Source organism: Neobacillus sp. (assembly GCF_031988165.1).
In the GTDB taxonomy this organism is placed as follows: domain Bacteria; phylum Bacillota; class Bacilli; order Bacillales; family Cytobacillaceae; genus Neobacillus; species Neobacillus rhizosphaerae.
In genome coordinates, this window is the sequence record NZ_DALZYO010000009.1 from 107,357 (window position 1) to 124,253 (window position 16,897).

The 16,897-nt window shown below is 40.7% G+C and carries 17 protein-coding genes; 1 reads left to right on the forward strand and 16 read right to left on the reverse strand.

The window, feature by feature from the left end; all coding sequences use genetic code 11:
* Window positions 1-110: 110 nt before the first annotated feature.
* From rplI to RTR43_RS07250, 10 genes are all read right to left on the reverse strand, one after another.
* Window positions 111-557, reverse strand: a complete 447-nt coding sequence (rplI, locus tag RTR43_RS07205; protein WP_312470714.1) for a 50S ribosomal protein L9 — start codon at window positions 555-557, stop codon at window positions 111-113.
* Window positions 554-2,527 (reverse strand): DHH family phosphoesterase, encoded by a 1,974-nt coding sequence (locus tag RTR43_RS07210; RefSeq protein ID WP_312470715.1) that lies wholly within the window; start codon window positions 2,525-2,527, stop codon window positions 554-556. Before RTR43_RS07210 ends, rplI begins: the two co-directional genes overlap by 4 nt.
* Before the next feature lie 25 nt (window positions 2,528-2,552).
* Window positions 2,553-3,485, reverse strand: a complete 933-nt coding sequence (locus tag RTR43_RS07215) for a YybS family protein (RefSeq protein ID WP_312470716.1) — start codon at window positions 3,483-3,485, stop codon at window positions 2,553-2,555.
* A 118-nt stretch (window positions 3,486-3,603) separates the two neighbouring features.
* Window positions 3,604-3,843: a 30S ribosomal protein S18 gene (rpsR, locus tag RTR43_RS07220; RefSeq protein WP_024030263.1), complete on the reverse strand. Its 240-nt coding sequence runs from the start codon at window positions 3,841-3,843 to the stop codon at window positions 3,604-3,606.
* Window positions 3,844-3,890: 47 nt separating this feature from the next.
* Window positions 3,891-4,421, reverse strand: a complete 531-nt coding sequence (gene ssb / locus RTR43_RS07225) for a single-stranded DNA-binding protein (RefSeq protein WP_312470717.1) — start codon at window positions 4,419-4,421, stop codon at window positions 3,891-3,893.
* 69 nt (window positions 4,422-4,490) lie between these two features.
* Complete coding sequence (gene rpsF, locus RTR43_RS07230; RefSeq protein WP_248734971.1) at window positions 4,491-4,778, reverse strand: 30S ribosomal protein S6; 288 nt, start codon at window positions 4,776-4,778, stop codon at window positions 4,491-4,493.
* A gap of 167 nt (window positions 4,779-4,945) precedes the next feature.
* Window positions 4,946-6,046, reverse strand: a complete 1,101-nt coding sequence (gene ychF / locus RTR43_RS07235) for a redox-regulated ATPase YchF (RefSeq protein WP_312470719.1) — start codon at window positions 6,044-6,046, stop codon at window positions 4,946-4,948.
* A gap of 125 nt (window positions 6,047-6,171) precedes the next feature.
* Window positions 6,172-8,175 carry a molybdopterin-dependent oxidoreductase gene (locus tag RTR43_RS07240; RefSeq protein ID WP_312470721.1) on the reverse strand — a complete coding sequence of 668 codons (2,004 nt, stop codon included), beginning with the start codon at window positions 8,173-8,175 and terminating at the stop codon, window positions 6,172-6,174.
* 84 nt (window positions 8,176-8,259) lie between these two features.
* Window positions 8,260-8,457, reverse strand: a complete 198-nt coding sequence (locus RTR43_RS07245; RefSeq protein WP_312470723.1) for a DUF951 domain-containing protein — start codon at window positions 8,455-8,457, stop codon at window positions 8,260-8,262.
* An 18-nt stretch (window positions 8,458-8,475) separates the two neighbouring features.
* On the reverse strand, window positions 8,476-9,339 hold the full coding sequence (locus RTR43_RS07250) for a mechanosensitive ion channel family protein (protein WP_312470725.1): 864 nt from the start codon (window positions 9,337-9,339) through the stop codon (window positions 8,476-8,478).
* 153 nt (window positions 9,340-9,492) lie between these two features.
* Between RTR43_RS07250 and yyaC the strand changes: the two genes are divergently transcribed.
* Window positions 9,493-10,107, forward strand: coding sequence for a spore protease YyaC (gene yyaC / locus RTR43_RS07255; RefSeq protein ID WP_248734966.1), 615 nt, complete (start codon window positions 9,493-9,495; stop codon window positions 10,105-10,107).
* Between the two features lie 48 nt (window positions 10,108-10,155).
* On the opposite strand, the gene RTR43_RS07260 is transcribed toward yyaC, so the two are convergent.
* The 6 genes from RTR43_RS07260 to mnmG all read right to left on the reverse strand — a co-directional run bounded on the left by RTR43_RS07260 (window position 10,156) and on the right by mnmG (window position 16,892).
* Window positions 10,156-10,872 (reverse strand): DUF554 domain-containing protein, encoded by a 717-nt coding sequence (locus RTR43_RS07260; protein WP_312470728.1) that lies wholly within the window; start codon window positions 10,870-10,872, stop codon window positions 10,156-10,158.
* A 448-nt stretch (window positions 10,873-11,320) separates the two neighbouring features.
* Window positions 11,321-12,169, reverse strand: a complete 849-nt coding sequence (locus RTR43_RS07265) for a ParB/RepB/Spo0J family partition protein (RefSeq protein WP_312470729.1) — start codon at window positions 12,167-12,169, stop codon at window positions 11,321-11,323.
* Entirely contained in the window at window positions 12,162-12,923 is a 762-nt protein-coding gene (locus tag RTR43_RS07270; protein WP_312470731.1) for a ParA family protein, read from the reverse strand. The genes RTR43_RS07265 and RTR43_RS07270 overlap by 8 nt, the downstream gene beginning before the upstream one ends.
* Before the next feature lie 271 nt (window positions 12,924-13,194).
* Window positions 13,195-14,058, reverse strand: a complete 864-nt coding sequence (gene noc / locus RTR43_RS07275) for a nucleoid occlusion protein (RefSeq protein ID WP_248734962.1) — start codon at window positions 14,056-14,058, stop codon at window positions 13,195-13,197.
* Window positions 14,059-14,201: 143 nt separating this feature from the next.
* Window positions 14,202-14,918 (reverse strand): 16S rRNA (guanine(527)-N(7))-methyltransferase RsmG, encoded by a 717-nt coding sequence (gene rsmG, locus RTR43_RS07280; RefSeq protein ID WP_312470733.1) that lies wholly within the window; start codon window positions 14,916-14,918, stop codon window positions 14,202-14,204.
* Between the two features lie 81 nt (window positions 14,919-14,999).
* Window positions 15,000-16,892, reverse strand: a complete 1,893-nt coding sequence (mnmG, locus tag RTR43_RS07285; RefSeq protein WP_312470734.1) for a tRNA uridine-5-carboxymethylaminomethyl(34) synthesis enzyme MnmG — start codon at window positions 16,890-16,892, stop codon at window positions 15,000-15,002.
* Window positions 16,893-16,897: the final 5 nt, after the last annotated feature.

Genomic DNA, 16,897 nt, shown 5'->3' on the forward strand with positions numbered 1-16,897 from the left:
CCAAAAAGAAAAAAGTGACCAGCCTTAAACCGATCACATTCCATAGCTTACTTTTAATATTCTATCATGTTTATCCTTAATTTCGCACTGGCAAATTTTATTCTGGATTATTAAACTTCTTTCACTGAGACGGTTAATGTTGCTGTTACTTCATGATGCAGCTTTACCGGGACCTTCGTGTGGCCAAGTGAACGAATCCCATCTGCTAATTCCATTTTCCGCTTATCAATTTTAATACCATGCTTCTTTTGCAGTTCTTCAGCAATTTGCTTGGTTGTAATCGAACCAAACAATCTTCCGCCTTCGCCTGCCTTCGCAGATAATTCCACAGTAATTTGGTCCAATGTTTCTTTCAGCTTTTTCGCTTCAGCTAATTCTTCAGCTGCAGCTCGATCCTGCTTCTTCTTTTGTGCATCTAATGAACTGATACTAGCATTATTTGCTTCAACCGCTAATCCTTGCTTGATTAAGAAGTTATGGGCATAGCCATCTGCAACATTCTTGACTTCACCTTTTTTGCCTTTTCCCTTTACATCCTTAAGAAATATTACTTTCATTCTTTTTTCACTCCTTCAAAATAATCATCAATCGCTATCTTTAATTGGGCATCTGTTTCTTCAATTGACAGGCCCGTCAGCTGTGTGGCTGCATTTGTCAGGTGACCACCGCCTTTTAGACTTTCCATAATCACCTGGACATTGATATTCCCGAGGGAACGTGCACTGATACCAATAACCTCTTCACTCCGTTTTGCAATAACAAAGGACGCAAGCACACCATCCATGGTTAATAGTGTATCAGCTGCTTGAGCAATAATGACCTGATCATTATGCTCATGTTCAGTTCCCTTGGCAATCGCAATTCCATCACGATAAAAGGTTACTGATTCAATCAGCTTGGACCTTCTTATATATGTATCCACGTCCTCTTTTAGAAACTTTTGAACGAGAACCGTATCGGCACCGTGTGCCCTGAGGTAAGAGGCTGCATCAAAGGTTCTTGAGCCGGTTCGTAATGAAAAGCTTTTTGTATCGACGATGATTCCTGCTAAAAGTGCAGTCGCTTCGATCATCTCAATTTTACCTCGTTTCGGTTGATATTCCAAAAACTCTGTTACTAACTCCGAGGTAGAGGAGGCATATGGCTCCATATAAACGAGCAATGGATTGGAAATAAAGTCTTCACCGCGACGATGATGGTCAATAACCACAACATGATCAATTTTATTTAGCAGTCGCTCTTCCATAACCATGGACGGTTTATGGGTATCAACGACAACGAGCAGTGTCTTATCAGATACAATCTCAAGTGCTTCCTCTGGGCCAATAAAGTGAGAAAATAAGTGCTCCTGATGACGAATTTCTTCCATAAGCCGCCTTACACCGTTGTCCATCTCCTGCATGTTCACAACGATATAGGCATCCTTTTGGTTCATTTGTGCTACCTTATTAATACCGATGCTTGAACCAATCGAATCCATATCAGGGTTTTTATGGCCCATTATAATAACTTTATCACTTGCAGTAATTAAATCCCTCAAGGCATGGGAGATGACCCTTGCTCTAACTCTTGTCCGTTTTTCTATTGGATTTGTTTTGCCACCAAAGAACTTCACTTTTCCATTTGGCAGCTTAATGGCTACTTGATCCCCGCCTCTGCCTAAGGCCAAATCGAGACTTGATTGTGCTAGGGCACCTAATTCAGGTAAGGAGGAGACGCCTGTTCCAACCCCAATACTTAAGGTAAACGAGACATTCTCCTTAGAGGTCATTTCTCTTATCTCATCGAGGATGGTAAATTTCCCTCTTTCAAGCATATGGAGAATGCCTTCGCTAAAAACAGCAATAAATCGTTCTGAAGAGACCCGTTTCAAGAAAATACCATTATCAGTTGCCCACTTATTCAGAATGGACGTTACTAAATTATTGATGCTGCCTCGCATTTGGTCGTCCATTCCCTGTGTTAAGTCATCATAATTATCTAAAAAGATAGTAGCAATAACCGTCCGTTCATCATGATACATTTTCTCAATTTCTTTTTGTTCCGTTACATCAAAAAAGTATAAAAGCCGTTCCTCGCGTTTATGGATAACGCGGAATTTTCGGTCATGCAGGGTAATGATTTCCGTCTCTACCTCCTGCTTAATTAACGGAATCAAAGTGTCAGCTAAATCATAAAGTGATCTTCCGACAATCGTGTCCTCATCAAAACAAGAGGATAGAAACGGATTTGTCCATTCAATATAATACTCATCATTAATAAGCATAATCCCGATGGGCATCCCCAAGAGTGCTTCTTCGCCAACTCTTTTTACCCGGTAAGAAAGAGTCGAGATATACTCCTCCATTTCCTCTCTTTGGCGCTGGTCGATGACAAACATATAGTAGATGGGGAAAAACATTAATAACAACCCGGCTACACTTAATATCCAATTATATAAGGACAGGACAATGAGCAGTACCACTGTAACGCCTATTAACCCGTAAAAGGGATAACGTATTGACCGCTTTTCTAAAAATGCAGGCAAAGTTTTCAGCTCCTAGTCACAAGTCTTACTCTTTCTTTTCAAAACGCTTTCGATAATCAAATCCTAAATCCATAATCCCTAATAACAATATTATATAATGAATAATTGATATCATGAAAGCAAGAATTACCAGAAGGAAGGTAAAACCCTTGGAAATAGACCTTTGATGAAAAATGTAAAAGATAAAGGCAAAGCCTTGAAACAGTAAAAACATCTCCAAAATAAACCTTGCATTGATGACAACTGTATATAAATAGGTTCCTTGCTCTGGATGCACCAAAATATCCACTCCAATAGCAATTAAATAGTACCATAAAAGGCTTCTTGGCAGTGAAAGATTCCGAAAACTTCCCCATGGCTCAACCTTTACACCAAATCGCTTTAGGATCGGAAAATTGACCCATTGGATAATAAAAGTACCCATAATTGATAACATAATCAAAAAGTACGGTGCAAGCGTTTCAATCATTTTTACCTTCTTGTTCAAAAGTTCAATTTGGTCTTCTTTCCCCATCGTTTTTAGCATATCCTGGGAATTTATGACCCCCTCATTTAACGCTACCATAAGCTCATGAATGATATTCACCTGCAAAAAGGAAACAGAAACGACATAATAGGTGACCAGACCCGCCATAAAGATAAGTGAGCTTGAAATTAATATTGTTGTCCGACTCTTATTTTTTTGCAGCATAAACCCAATGACAACTCCGATTGCCCCATAAAGCAACACGAATCCGAGCCCTAAAAACGAACCTGCAATGAACGAAAGAATGATTGCAGCTAAGAAAAAGGCCGCAATATTTTTCACGCTGTTTTTTGCCGAGAACAACATGAACGGCAGCGGTAAGACCATATTTAAAAAGGAACCGATAATCGGTATGTATATGGTGATTAATAACATAACAGTAAATGCCGCCAATAGGATTGCACCTTCTGTTAGTTTGCTTACATTCTTCACATTTTCACCTCTATTTTTCTACACCTATCTCCCTATTTTAGCTAGTTATGGGCCTCGATTCAACTTATTTAAAAGAAAAAAGGCAGCAAGAGCGGTGCCCTGCTGCCTTTCTGCTTTATTATTCACCTGCAACGAATGGTAATAATGCCATTTGACGTGCACGTTTGATTGCAACTGTTAGTTTACGTTGATATTTTGCACTTGTACCAGTTACACGACGTGGTAAAATTTTTCCACGCTCAGAGATGAATTTTTTAAGTAAATCCACATCTTTATAATCAATGCGAGAGATGCCATTTGCTGTGAAATAACATACTTTACGGCGCTTTGCGCGACCGCCTTTACGTCCTCCTGCCATGAAAATTCCCTCCTTTATCAAGTTATTATCCGTTCAATAAGGTTTGTTTAAAATGGTAGATCGTCATCAGAGATGTCAATTTGACCATTTCCGGCAAATGGATCTTCATCCATTCGGGTAAACCCTTTGTTTTGGTTTTGGTTTTGATTCTGATTTTGGCGTTGATTCTGATTACCGCCTCCATATGGGTTCCCACCACCTTGTGGTTCCCCTGGAGGAGTTCCGTAATAATCGTTGCTTCTTCCGCCACCACCAGATGATTTTGGTTCTAGAAATTGAACACTTTCTGCCTGAACCTCTGTAACGTATACACGTTTACCATCTTGTCCTTCATAGTTGCGGGTTTGAATCCGACCGTCAACACCTGCTAAGCTGCCTTTTTTCAAGAAGTTTGCAACATTCTCAGCAGGTTTACGCCAAATAACGCAGTTAATAAAATCTGCTTCACGTTCACCTTGCTGATTTGAAAATGTGCGGTTAACTGCTAACGTAAAAGTAGCAACAGGAACCCCATTTGGCGTATAACGCAGTTCAGGGTCTTTTGTTAAACGACCGACAAGCACGACACGATTCATCATCAGAATCAACTCCTCTTCTTTTGGAAAAATGTTTCACGTGAAACATTTATTACCAAAAATACATCTATCTTATTCTTCTTCTTTAATTACGATATGGCGAATGATATCTTCGCTGATTTTTGCAAGACGAGAAAACTCTTGTACTGCATCAGCTGAAGATGTTGTTTTAGCGATTTGGTAGTATCCGTCACGGAAATCGTTGATTTCGTATGCAAGACGGCGCTTACCCCAATCTTTTGTTTCAGCAGTTTCCGCACCATTATCAAGAAGAATTGTGTTAAAACGCTCTACAAGAGCCTTTTTCGCTTCATCTTCAATATTTGGGCGGATGATGTACATGATTTCGTACTTATTCATCACAGTCACCTCCTTTTGGTCTAAACGGCCCGAATGGGCAAGGAGCAATTATTCATTACTCACAAGTTGAAATTATATCATAGGATACGCGGAAAAGCAACGTCTTCGCTGTAATGCTTTTTTAACAAAGAGAAAGAGGCCGACACTAAATGTCAGCCTCCAACGAATTAAACGTTAAATCGGAAATGGATGACATCTCCGTCTTTTACTTCATATTCTTTACCTTCTAAACGAACTTTCCCTGCTTCTTTCGCCGCATTATGACTACCAGCCGCTAGTAAATCAGCAAAAGAAACCGTTTCAGCGCGAATAAAGCCGCGTTCAAAGTCTGAGTGAATGATACCAGCACATTGAGGAGCCTTCATTCCATTTCTGAATGTCCATGCACGAACTTCCTGCACACCAGCAGTGAAGTAGGTCGCTAGGCCAAGTAAGCTGTAGGCTGCCCGAATTAGTTGATCAAGTCCAGACTCCTCAATACCAAGTTCCTCAAGGAACATTTGCTTTTCTTCGCCTTCAAGCTCAGCAATTTCTTCTTCAATTTTTGCACAAATCACGATTACTTCCGCATTATCTGCCTTGGCAAATTCACGAACTTTTTGAACATACTCATTATCTGATGGATTGGCAACATCTTCTTCACTAACGTTTGCCACATATAGGACAGGTTTGATCGTTAAAAGATGGAGTCCTTTTACCAATTTCATTTGCTCTTCGGTAAAATCAACTGTACGAGCAGGTTTTTCTGCTTCAAAAGCATCCCGCAGCATCGCAAGAATTTCAAATTCAGCAGCAGCATCCTTGTCCTTTTGCTTTGCTAATTTTTCAACACGTCCAATTCGCTTTTCAACTGATTCCATATCAGCAAGGATTAATTCTAGGTTGATGGTTTCAATATCATCGATTGGGTCCACTTTCCCGGATACATGGGTAATGTTTTCATCTGCAAAGCAACGGACTACTTGGCAAATGGCATCGACTTGGCGGATATGAGAAAGGAACTTGTTTCCCAACCCTTCACCTTTACTTGCCCCTTTAACAATCCCAGCAATATCGGTAAATTCAAATGCCGTTGGAACTGTTTTCTTCGGCTGCACGAGCTCGGTTAACTTTTGTAGGCGGTAATCCGGTACCTCGACAATCCCTACATTCGGATCAATGGTACAGAAAGGATAATTTGCCGATTCAGCCCCCGCTTGGGTTATTGCATTAAATAACGTAGATTTACCAACGTTCGGCAAACCTACAATACCAGCTGTTAAAGCCATTTACGTTCACTCCTCAATAAAAATATATCTATTTTTAAAATTATCTCCAAAATAAATAGACAAGCCTTTCACAATTATAGGCATTTGTTAGAAAAAAGACAACTGCCGCCCTAAGGCGACAGTTATTAGAACTTTTCAAGATTTACAAGACAATCATATAACGTACTTCCTAGGCCATTATCAGATTCCCGGCTCGATGTCAGGTTATTTACCGACCCGCCAAACCGGCGCCATATTCCCTCATCAATATTAATTGTATTTGGATGGGCAGCCGGTAAAATGGAGAGATAGCCCTTTACTTCACCACGATCATTCCATACTCTGACATAATCGTCCTTTTGTAAGTTGAGCTTATCAGCAATATTTTGTGCGACCTCCACTTTAAGGCGCGGTTCATTGGCTAACAGATGATAATTCTGCGAGTGATTAGAACGTAACGGGTGAATCGTCAGCAGACTATATGGATATTTTTCCTCCAGCTCAGGATTTTTCCATTTGGATTCATCAGGGACTGCTAATGTTAACAAGCCGTTATCACCCTTTTGCTGGCCTAGGAATGAAGTAAATTCAAATTTACCCGATAATGTTTGGAACTGACGATCCTGCCAGGGAATTTTGTCAACGGGTAATTCCAAGGTATGTTTTTCTTTTAATTTTTCAAGCGTCAAGCCTTTTTCTTCCAATGACTTAAGCGTCATCTTAAACCATTCATCTCTTGAAAAATGAAAATCAGCACCAAAACCAAGCCTTTGCGCTAGCTGTGTCCAAATCCATAAATCCGGTTTCGCCTCACCGGGAGGAGAGACCAGTTTAGGACCAAAATTGACATAATGATGGTACATCGAGGAATAATAAAGATCCTCTTCCTCAAAAGCTGTTGTTGTTGGCAAAATATAATCGGCAAGTTGTGCCGTGTCCGTCATGTACTGTTCGATAACCACCAGGGTTGGAACTGACGAGAATGCCTTTTCAACCATCTTTGAATCAGGAACTTGTGTCAGCGGATTGCCGCAAGTCACGATAATCATCTGTATTCCCGGGCTGGCAGCATTCAGAATCTCTTCCGCTTGTTTCATCATCGAGAATTGTCGATGATTGTTCCTGCGACCCGGAAGCGTTAACTCCTCGAGGGCAAAACTTTGACCAACCTGCAGATTGGCATAATTGGCGCCTCCTCCGGCGATGCCGATATTCCCGCTAATCGCTACAAGGGCATCAATAAACCGAATCGTATTACCGCCATTTTTATAACGCTGTAAGCCTAAGCCCATATAGGTCGCAGTCGGGTTATTAGCGTAAACAGAGGCTAATTTTGTTATTACATCACAGGGTACTTCGGTCATTTCACTAATTTTTTCACTTGAAATACTATCCAGTAGTTGTCCTAAATCATTAAATCCATGTGTATATTGTTCAATAAACCCACGATCCTCCAGACCAAGCCGAAGCATTTCCTTAATGATCCCAGCAGCCAAAAGACCGTCCATGCCAGGTTTAATCGAAATATATTGATCGGCAATTTTGGCCGTTGCATTAAATATCGGATCAATGACAAATAGTTTTGCCCCACGCTTTTTTGCTTCCAATAGCTTTTCATAAAAATGCATGTTTGTCCGGGCCACATTTCGTCCCCAAATAATGATGTTCTTACTGTTGTAGATGTCATCAGGTTCATGGCTGCAAGCATTACCAAAATCCCATTTTTGTGCTTCAATTCCCGCCCCCCAGCACAGAGAACCATAAAGCTCTGTTACACCTCCGAAGCAATTAAAAAAGCGTTGGTCTAGATTTTTCAATATCCCGTTATTAGCATAATCATGACTGTGTAATACAGCCGTGGTACCGTACTGTTGTTTAATTTCCGATAATTTAGCTGCAATTTCAGCGAGTGCCTGCTCCCAAGATATTGGTTCGAAGCTGCCGTTTATCTTTTTTAAAGGGGACAAAAGCCGTTCTGAGGAGTTGGTCCTTGTCTCAAGCATCCGGCCTCGTCCGCAAATTTTCCCTTGAGTGATCGGATGAGTGGGATCCCCTTCCACCTTCGTAACCTTGTTATTTTCTACTGTTACATTAAAGCCGCAGCTGTCCCAGCAATTTAACGGACAAGCCGCCTTTCGAACTTCAGCCAAAATCTCCACCCTCTTTACACAATAGTTCTATATCTACTTTTCTTATAAGAATAATATAGGATCAAAAAAAAAAGAAGCAGAAGATTATCCCTCATGCTTCACCAAAATTTTCTTCATCTTTCGGGAAAACTCTTTCCTTGGAATCAGAACACTATGTCCGCAGCCTTCGCATTTAATCCGAACGTCCATCCCCATGCGGATGATTTTCCAACGATTCGTCCCACAAGGATGCTGTTTCTTCATTTCTACGACATCATTTAGGGCAAAATCTTTTTCCTCCATAGCTTACCACCCTCATTTCTATTTTGATTGTTCAGATCCGCTTGGGTACATAACAAGTCTTGGATTTGGAGCTTTAATTCCATTCTCATCTAATAACAGCTTGATATCCTTCCGAATCGCTCGGGAAACCCCCGACTGCTTCATTGGTAATGTTTCAGCAATAACCCGTAAAACAATCTCGGTTGTCCCCATCGTTTGAATCCCTAACAGTTCAGGGGCTTTCGTTAACTCTTCATAGTGACTTGGCATTGTTTTAAGTGCTTCTTCAATCACCTTTTCTGCCTTTTCAATATCCTCTCCATAGGAGATGGCAATGTCAACAATCGCAATACTATTATTTAACGAAAAATTAGTTACCTGGGTGATGCTGCCATTTGGTAAAATATGAACTTCGCCTGTCCAGCTTTTAATTTTTGTCGTTCTTAACCCTATAGTTTCGACGTTTCCTTCAAATAGTCCTATGCGAATATGGTCACCGACGGAAAATTGATCTTCAAAAATAATAAAGAAACCGGAAATAATATCTTTGACAAGGCTCTGTGCACCAAATCCTACTGCTAACCCGACAATTCCAGCACCGGCAATCAATGCCTTTACATCGATCCCTAAGACAGAAAGAACCATCATTACCGCAATAAAATAAACTACATAGCTAAGAACACTATCCAGCAGCTTTGAGAGTGTATCTTCCCGGCGTTCTGAAGTATTAAGCGGTGACATATTTCTAATCTTGAAAATGTTGTGGATTGCCACTTTACCAATGCGAACGATTATATTTGCAATAACTAAAATGGCAACAATTTTTAGCACGCCTTCACCAAGGTTCAGCCATGTACCTTCGTTTTGAAGTTTATCAAAAAATCCACTTGATGTGAGAATCATATTAACACCTTCCTCTTTTTACAACAAATCTATTTTAGCAATTTTTTCGTCTTCATTGTAGCATTATGAATTTTTCATTTTCCAAACACTTTATGTATAGATTTCCTTAATTTTCCGTATACTAGTAAAACTTAGGTTTGAGGAGGGGACTTGATGAATCTAAAAACGCATTTTTTTGACAGGTGGGAGGGGACTCGCATCATTCATGATGATGAGCAAGCAGCTGAAGACCTTGCAGTAGAACTACTTTCAAATATCCCCAAAGTGACAAGTCGGCCAATTGTGTTTGTTTGTATTGGGACAGACCGCTCTACAGGTGATTCATTAGGACCACTTGTTGGGACCCTTTTAGAAGAGAAAGACATGAAATCATTTTATGTGTATGGGACTTTAGATGAACCGATACATGCTGTTAATCTTGCAGAAAAAGTCGCAGAAATCAATACAAAACATGTTAATCCCTATATTGTTGGTATTGATGCCTGTTTAGGGCGAATTAAAAATATCGGTATCATCCAAGTGGGGAATGGCCCCGTCAAGCCAGGAGCAGGAGTAAATAAGGAGCTTCCTGCGGTAGGAGATATACATATCACTGGCATCGTCAATGTTAGCGGATTTATGGAGTTTTTCGTTTTGCAAAACACCCGCTTAAACCTTGTCATGAAAATGGCGAAGACGATAGCAGGCGGAATTTACAAAGCAAGCCTGCTCTATCCAAAGCAACGCTGGAACGACTTAAAATGGTTAGAAGAAGAGAAGACAAACTAAAAAAGAGCAAGGGTTGTTGATAATACCACTTGCTCTTTTTGTTTCCATTTATTGGAATATAATTGGATACCAATAAATAATTGTTACAATAATTCCCGTTACAACTATACTTGGAAGGAGGTTTGCTACCTTAATTTTTGCTATTCCCGTTAGATTTAAGCCTATTGCCAAAATCATAATCCCCCCAGTTGCCGTCATCTCAACCATAAACTGATCCATTAAAGCTTGAGGAACAAACCGATCAATTTGCGTGGCGAATAAGGCAATTAACCCTTCATATAGAACAACAGGAATGGCGGAAAAAATGACCCCGATTCCAAGAGTAGTGGTTAAGATTAACGCTGTAAAGCCGTCGATTAATGATTTTGTGTACAACACGTCATGATCGCCGCGGATGCCGCTGTCAAGGGCACCGATTATGGCCATTGCACCGATTACAAAGATTAACGTAGCGGTCACAAACCCTTCCGAGATGCTTCCATTTCCATGTGAACCAACCTTATTCTCCAGCCATTGGCCCAAGTCATTTAACTTATCCTCTAATTTTAACAATTCCCCAGCAACCGCTCCGACAACGAGGCTAATGATCACAATCAAGAAATTTTCGCTTTTCAAGCCCATCTGCAGCCCCAATACCATCACGGACAAGCCAATCGCATACATGACCGTCACTTTCATACCTTCAGGGATGCGGTTTAGCATTTTCCCAATCAATGTGCCGACAATAATTAACAGTCCATTTACAAGTGTTCCTAATAAAAACATTGTGATTTCACCTGTTTTTCGCCTCTCGAAATAGTAATAGTACTAAACTATCATGTTTTATTTCTATTGAAAAGGGATTTTTCTAAGAAAAGCGTAAGCGCCCGTTTAGCGGCGTATGGACTGGAGCACTTTGACTGAGATAAAGGAAACACGGAGAGCGATAGCGATCCGATGTTGACTTATCGTAGGGAAAAGGGCGAAGTACACTAGCCGCTGGGCGCTGGAGCTGGAGCTGGACAATTCTCAAAGTCGAAAATTTTATACTTTATTATATTACAAAAAAAATAAACCATCGTGAGGATGGTTTATCCTGGATTAACGGGCAGTTAGACCTACGCTTCAAGGCATATAGCAGGCAAAAATTGTAAGCGAGGAACCCGTAAAAGCCTATTGGTTCAACAAACAATCAATGGGTACTGAAAAAAACCACACGGATTGAAGTTTCACTTTATAAAGAATCCTCCTGATCAAGGATTTCTAATATTCGCTCTAGATCATCCTGTGAGAAAAATTCAATTTCAATTTTCCCTTTGTTTTTGTTTTGTTTAATATTCACTGTTGTACCAAACCGTTCACGGAGGGAGTGCTCCCGCTCCTGCAAAAAAACATCCTTTTTCTTTTCCGGTTTTTTTGTTTCACGTGAAACATTTTCATTCAGTTGCTGAATCAGTTTCTCTAACTGCCGAACATTTAGCGTTTCATTAACAATCTTTTCTACTAAAACTGGCAACTTTGCCTTTTGCCTGAGACCCAATAAAGCACGGCCATGGCCCATCGATATTTTTCCCGTTGAAATCAATTCCTGGATTTTTGGAGAGAGGGAAAGCAGCCTGATGTGGTTGGCTACATGTGGCCGGCTTTTGCCTAGACGCTTCGCTACCTCTTCCTGAGTGAGCTTCAACTTCTCCATTAACGTTTGATATGCTAGTCCCTCTTCAATCGGATTTAAATCTTCCCTTTGCAGGTTTTCAAGGACGGCTAATTCCATCATTTGCTGCTCGGTAAGCTCCCGGACTACCGCTGGTACCTTTTCAAGCTTGGCCTCCTTGGCAGCACGAAATCGTCGTTCTCCAACAACAATCTCATAGCCTTTTATACTTTTTCTAACAACAAGAGGCTGTAAGATTCCATGTTCTAAAATTGAATCCTTTAGTTCGTCGATGGCTTCCTGTTGAAAGGTTTTTCGAGGCTGATAGGGGTTAGGTCGCAGATCCTTAAGCTTGATTTCTTGGACAGTTTCTTCCTTCCCTACATCTGTAAAAAATGCATTAAGGCCCTTTCCTAAACCTTTAGCCATTGGCGACCACTTCCTTTGCTAAATCTAAATACACCTCAGCCCCGCGGGATTTGGAATCATAAGAAATGATTGGTTCCCCATGGCTTGGAGCTTCACTTAGACGCACATTTCTTGGAATAATGGTTTTATAAACTTTATCTTGGAAGTATTTCTTTACTTCCTCAATAACTTGGATGCCAAGATTTGTTCTCGCATCAAGCATGGTTAATAAAACGCCTTCAATTTTCAAGTCCTGATTTAAATGCTTTTGAACCAGCCTAACCGTATTTAATAATTGACTTAAGCCTTCAAGCGCATAATATTCACATTGAACAGGAATTAACACCGCATCAGAAGCCGTCAATGCATTAATGGTCAATAAGCCCAGTGATGGCGGACAGTCAATAATAATATAATCAAATTGATCTTTGACTTCTTCAAGAGCACGTTTTAGGCGAACCTCTCTTGAAATAGTGGGAACCAATTCAATTTCAGCTCCTGCTAACTGAATAGTGGCCGGAATGGCATATAAATTCTCAACAGAGGTTGGTTTAATTACATTCTTGGCTTCCACATCGTCTACTAAAACATCATATATGCACTGTTCTACTTCTGCTTTTTCAATGCCAATCCCGCTTGTTGCATTGCCCTGTGGGTCTGTATCTACTAACAAGACCCGGTTCCCTATATATGCTAAGCAAGCGCCTAGGTTGACAGAGGTAGTTGTTTTGCCGACTCCGCCTTTTTGATTCGCAATTGCAAGGATTTTGCCCACGTTGTCACCTACCCTTTAATTCTTTAAAAATATTATTCTCAAATTCTATCAAAAGTGGCGTTAATAATATCAATTATCCACCAAAAATTACGGAAAGTAAAATTCCATTCCCTTATTTTATCATGAAATGAAATGGTTGTTGTTTTTTTTCTAAAAATATTCCCATGATTCATTTAGCCGCTTTTTTCCAAAGGGATGGATGGGAGGAGATAAAAAAATAGGGACCAAACAAAAAGTTGTTTGATCCCAAGGCTATATTTGTATATATATTTTATTTTTTCTTTGGAATCCGAATAGTAAATTGGTAAAATTCGTCAAATTCTTGTTCTTCAGCGTCAAGATTAATCCCGCTGTCCGTGACCATTGTTAACGATTGACGAATGGTATTTACCGCGATTCTCATATCTTTACTAAACGCCTTTCTTTTCGGCTTTGGTTTTTCATTCTTTTGTTCAAGCAGCCTGACGACCCGTTCTTCTGTCTGCTTGACATTCAAATTTCTTTCGATGACTTCTGCTAAAAGCGTCACTTGTTTTTCCGGATTTTTTAACGGAATTAGTGCCCGTGCATGGCGCTCGGTAATAATTTTATTTAATAATGCCTCTTGAATCTGCTGCGGTAATTTAAGTAGCCTCAGCTTATTGGCGACGGTTGACTGCCCTTTACCTAGTCGCTGCGCTAAAGCCTCCTGAGTCAAATTGTGCAGTTCCAGCAGTTTTCCATATGCGTGAGCTTCTTCAATCGGAGATAGCTCTTCACGTTGTAAATTCTCAATAAGGGCAACAGATGCGGTTTCGGTATCGGATAAATTTTTAATAATGGCTGGAGCTTCGGCCCAGCCAAGCTTTTTCATCGCACGCCAGCGACGCTCCCCCGCGATGATTTCATATTTATCGACCGCAAATTCCCTGACAACAATCGGTTGGATGATGCCATGTATGTGGATTGTCCGTGATAATTCTTCAATTTTGTCTTCATCAAATACCGTCCGCGGCTGGAAACGGTTCGGAATAATTTGGTTAATAGGTATTTTTTTTATTTCCTCGTTTCGTTCTATCTCCAGCTCTTTCTCAAGCTCAACCTCTTGTTCTCCCTTTTCGCCGAGGCCAAAAAAGCGTGTAAACGAACTCTTCAATCCCCCAACACCACCTTTACGAAACTCCCTATTACATATTCTCTATGCAATGATAATCTTCCTGCTAAGGATACCATTTTTATATTAAAATTGTTAGTTTTACAAAATGAGTTCATTCTCAATAACGTGCATTAATGTTTAGCCTATTCGATTGGTGCCTTTCCAGGTGTCCCTGGCTTCCTAGGGTATTTCTTAGGCGTTTGTTTTTCCTTTTTTATAAGTAAGATTGTTCGTTCACTGCCTTCTAGCGGCAATGTAAAGGTGAACACTTCTTCCACTTTGCCGCCAAGAGTAGAAATTGCCTTTTGACCCATCTCTAATTCATCCTTGGCATGAGCTGCTTTCATAGCAATAAAATGTCCGCCCACTTTTGAAAGCGGCAGGCAAAGTTCCGTTAACACCGACATTCTTGCCACGGCTCGTGCCGTTACGACATCAAAGCTCTCCCGATAATGTTGGTTCACCCCGAAGGTTTCAGCCCGGTCATGAACAAAATGGACATTTTCTAATTTTAATACGTCAGCAAGATGGTTTAAAAACGAAATTCGTTTATTAAGTGAATCCACAATTGTCACTTCAAGCTGTGGAAAGACAATTTTCAAAGGAATGCTCGGGAACCCGGCACCAGCCCCGACATCACATAGATGAAAGGGCTTGGTAAAATCATAATAAAATGCTGCTGTAATCGAATCATAAAAATGCTTTAAATATACATCTGCTTTTTCAGTTATGGCTGTTAAATTCATTTTTTCATTCCACTCAACCAATGTCGCATAATACTGTTCAAACTGGTCAAGCTGCTTTTCAGTCAGGATAATTCCCTTTTCTTGTAGACTGGATTGGAATTGTTCGCTATTCATTCATTAATCCTCGCTTATTGTCTAGCTACAGCGCCCAGCGGCTAGAGTAAAACCGCAAAACGGGTACTTCCGCTTTTCTTATTATTCATTTGAAATTCTTGCCACCCGACCATGTTCCAAGTAGACAAGTAGAATGGAAATGTCCGATGGGTTTACCCCAGAGATTCTCGATGCTTGTGCAAGCGATAACGGTTTGATTTGTTTTAACTTTTGCTTTGCTTCCGTTGCTATTCCTGAAATGGCATCATAATCGATATTCTCAGGGATTTTCTTATCTTCCATCTTCTTTAAGCGCTCAACCAGTTGCAACGATTTTTCAATATAGCCCTCATATTTAATTTGTATTTCTACTTGTTCCTTTATTTCATCGTCCAAAAGAGTCTCAGACTTCGTAAGAGTTTCAAGCAATTCATAGGTCATCTCCGGCCTTTTTAACAAATCGGAGGCACGGATTCCATCCTTAAGTTCACTGCCGCCAATGCTACGAATCAGTTCTTGAACATCTGGAGAAGGTTTTAAAATCACAGACGATAATCTTTGTTTTTCTGCTTCAATTGCTGACTTTTTCGCTAAAAATGCCTCGTAACGGCCTTCACGGATTAGGCCAATTTCATGTCCTACTTCTGTTAACCGGAGATCGGCATTATCATGACGCAATAAGAGTCGATATTCTGCTCTTGAAGTTAATAATCGATAGGGCTCATTTGTCCCTTTTGTAATCAAATCATCTATTAAAACGCCAATATAGGCATCAGAGCGGCTTAACACTAATTGCTCACGTCCTAAAGCATTTAAACCACCATTTATTCCGGCCATTAATCCCTGACCTGCTGCCTCTTCATATCCGGAAGTACCATTAATTTGCCCTGCTGTATATAGGTTTTTTACCACCTTTGTTTCAAGAGTCGGCCATAGCTGAGTTGGAACCACTGCGTCATACTCGATTGCATAACCAGCTCGCATCATTTGGGCGTTTTCGAGGCCAGGGACCGTTTTGATTAATTGCTGCTGGACATCCTCAGGTAAGCTCGTTGATAATCCTTGCACATATACTTCTTTTGTATTTCTTCCTTCAGGTTCGAGGAAAATCTGATGACGCGGCTTGTCATTAAAACGCACGACTTTATCTTCAATGGATGGACAATATCGTGGTCCTGTTCCTTTGATCATGCCGGAATACATAGGTGATCGATGCAGATTCAAATCGATTAACTGATGTGTCCGTTCATTTGTATAGGTTAACCAGCACGGAAGCTGGTCGGTAATATACTTAGTCGTTTCATAAGAAAAAGCTCTTGGAACTTCATCACCTGGCTGAATTTCCGTTTTGCTGTAATCAATCGTATTCCCATTGACCCGTGGTGGAGTTCCTGTTTTAAAGCGCACCAATTCAAAGCCAAGTTCTTCTAAATGCTCTGAAAGCTTAATGGATGGCTGCTGATTGTTCGGACCGCTTGAATATTTCAATTCACCAAGGATGATTTCTCCACGTAAAAAAGTACCAGTGGTGATAATGACTGTTTTTGAACGGTAAGCCGCACCTGTCTTGGTGATAACCCCCCGACAAATCCCATCCTCGACAATCAATTGCTCAGCCATGCCTTGGATTAGGGTTAAATTAGCTTCTTCTTCCAATGTTTTTTTCATTTCATGCTGATAAGCAAATTTATCGGCCTGTGCCCGTAATGCCCTGACTGCCGGACCTTTACCAGTGTTCAGCATCCGCATTTGGATATAGGTTTTATCAATATTTTTCGCCATCTCACCGCCAAGGGCATCAATTTCACGAACGACGATGCCTTTCGCCGGTCCGCCGACAGAGGGGTTACATGGCATAAAGGCAACCATATCTAGATTTATCGTGATCATTAATGTTTTTGCGCCGAGCCGTGCCGCCGCAAGGCCCGCCTCACAGCCTGCATGGCCGGCACCGATGACAATGACGTCATAGCTCCCTGCTTCGTATTGTTGCATGTTGA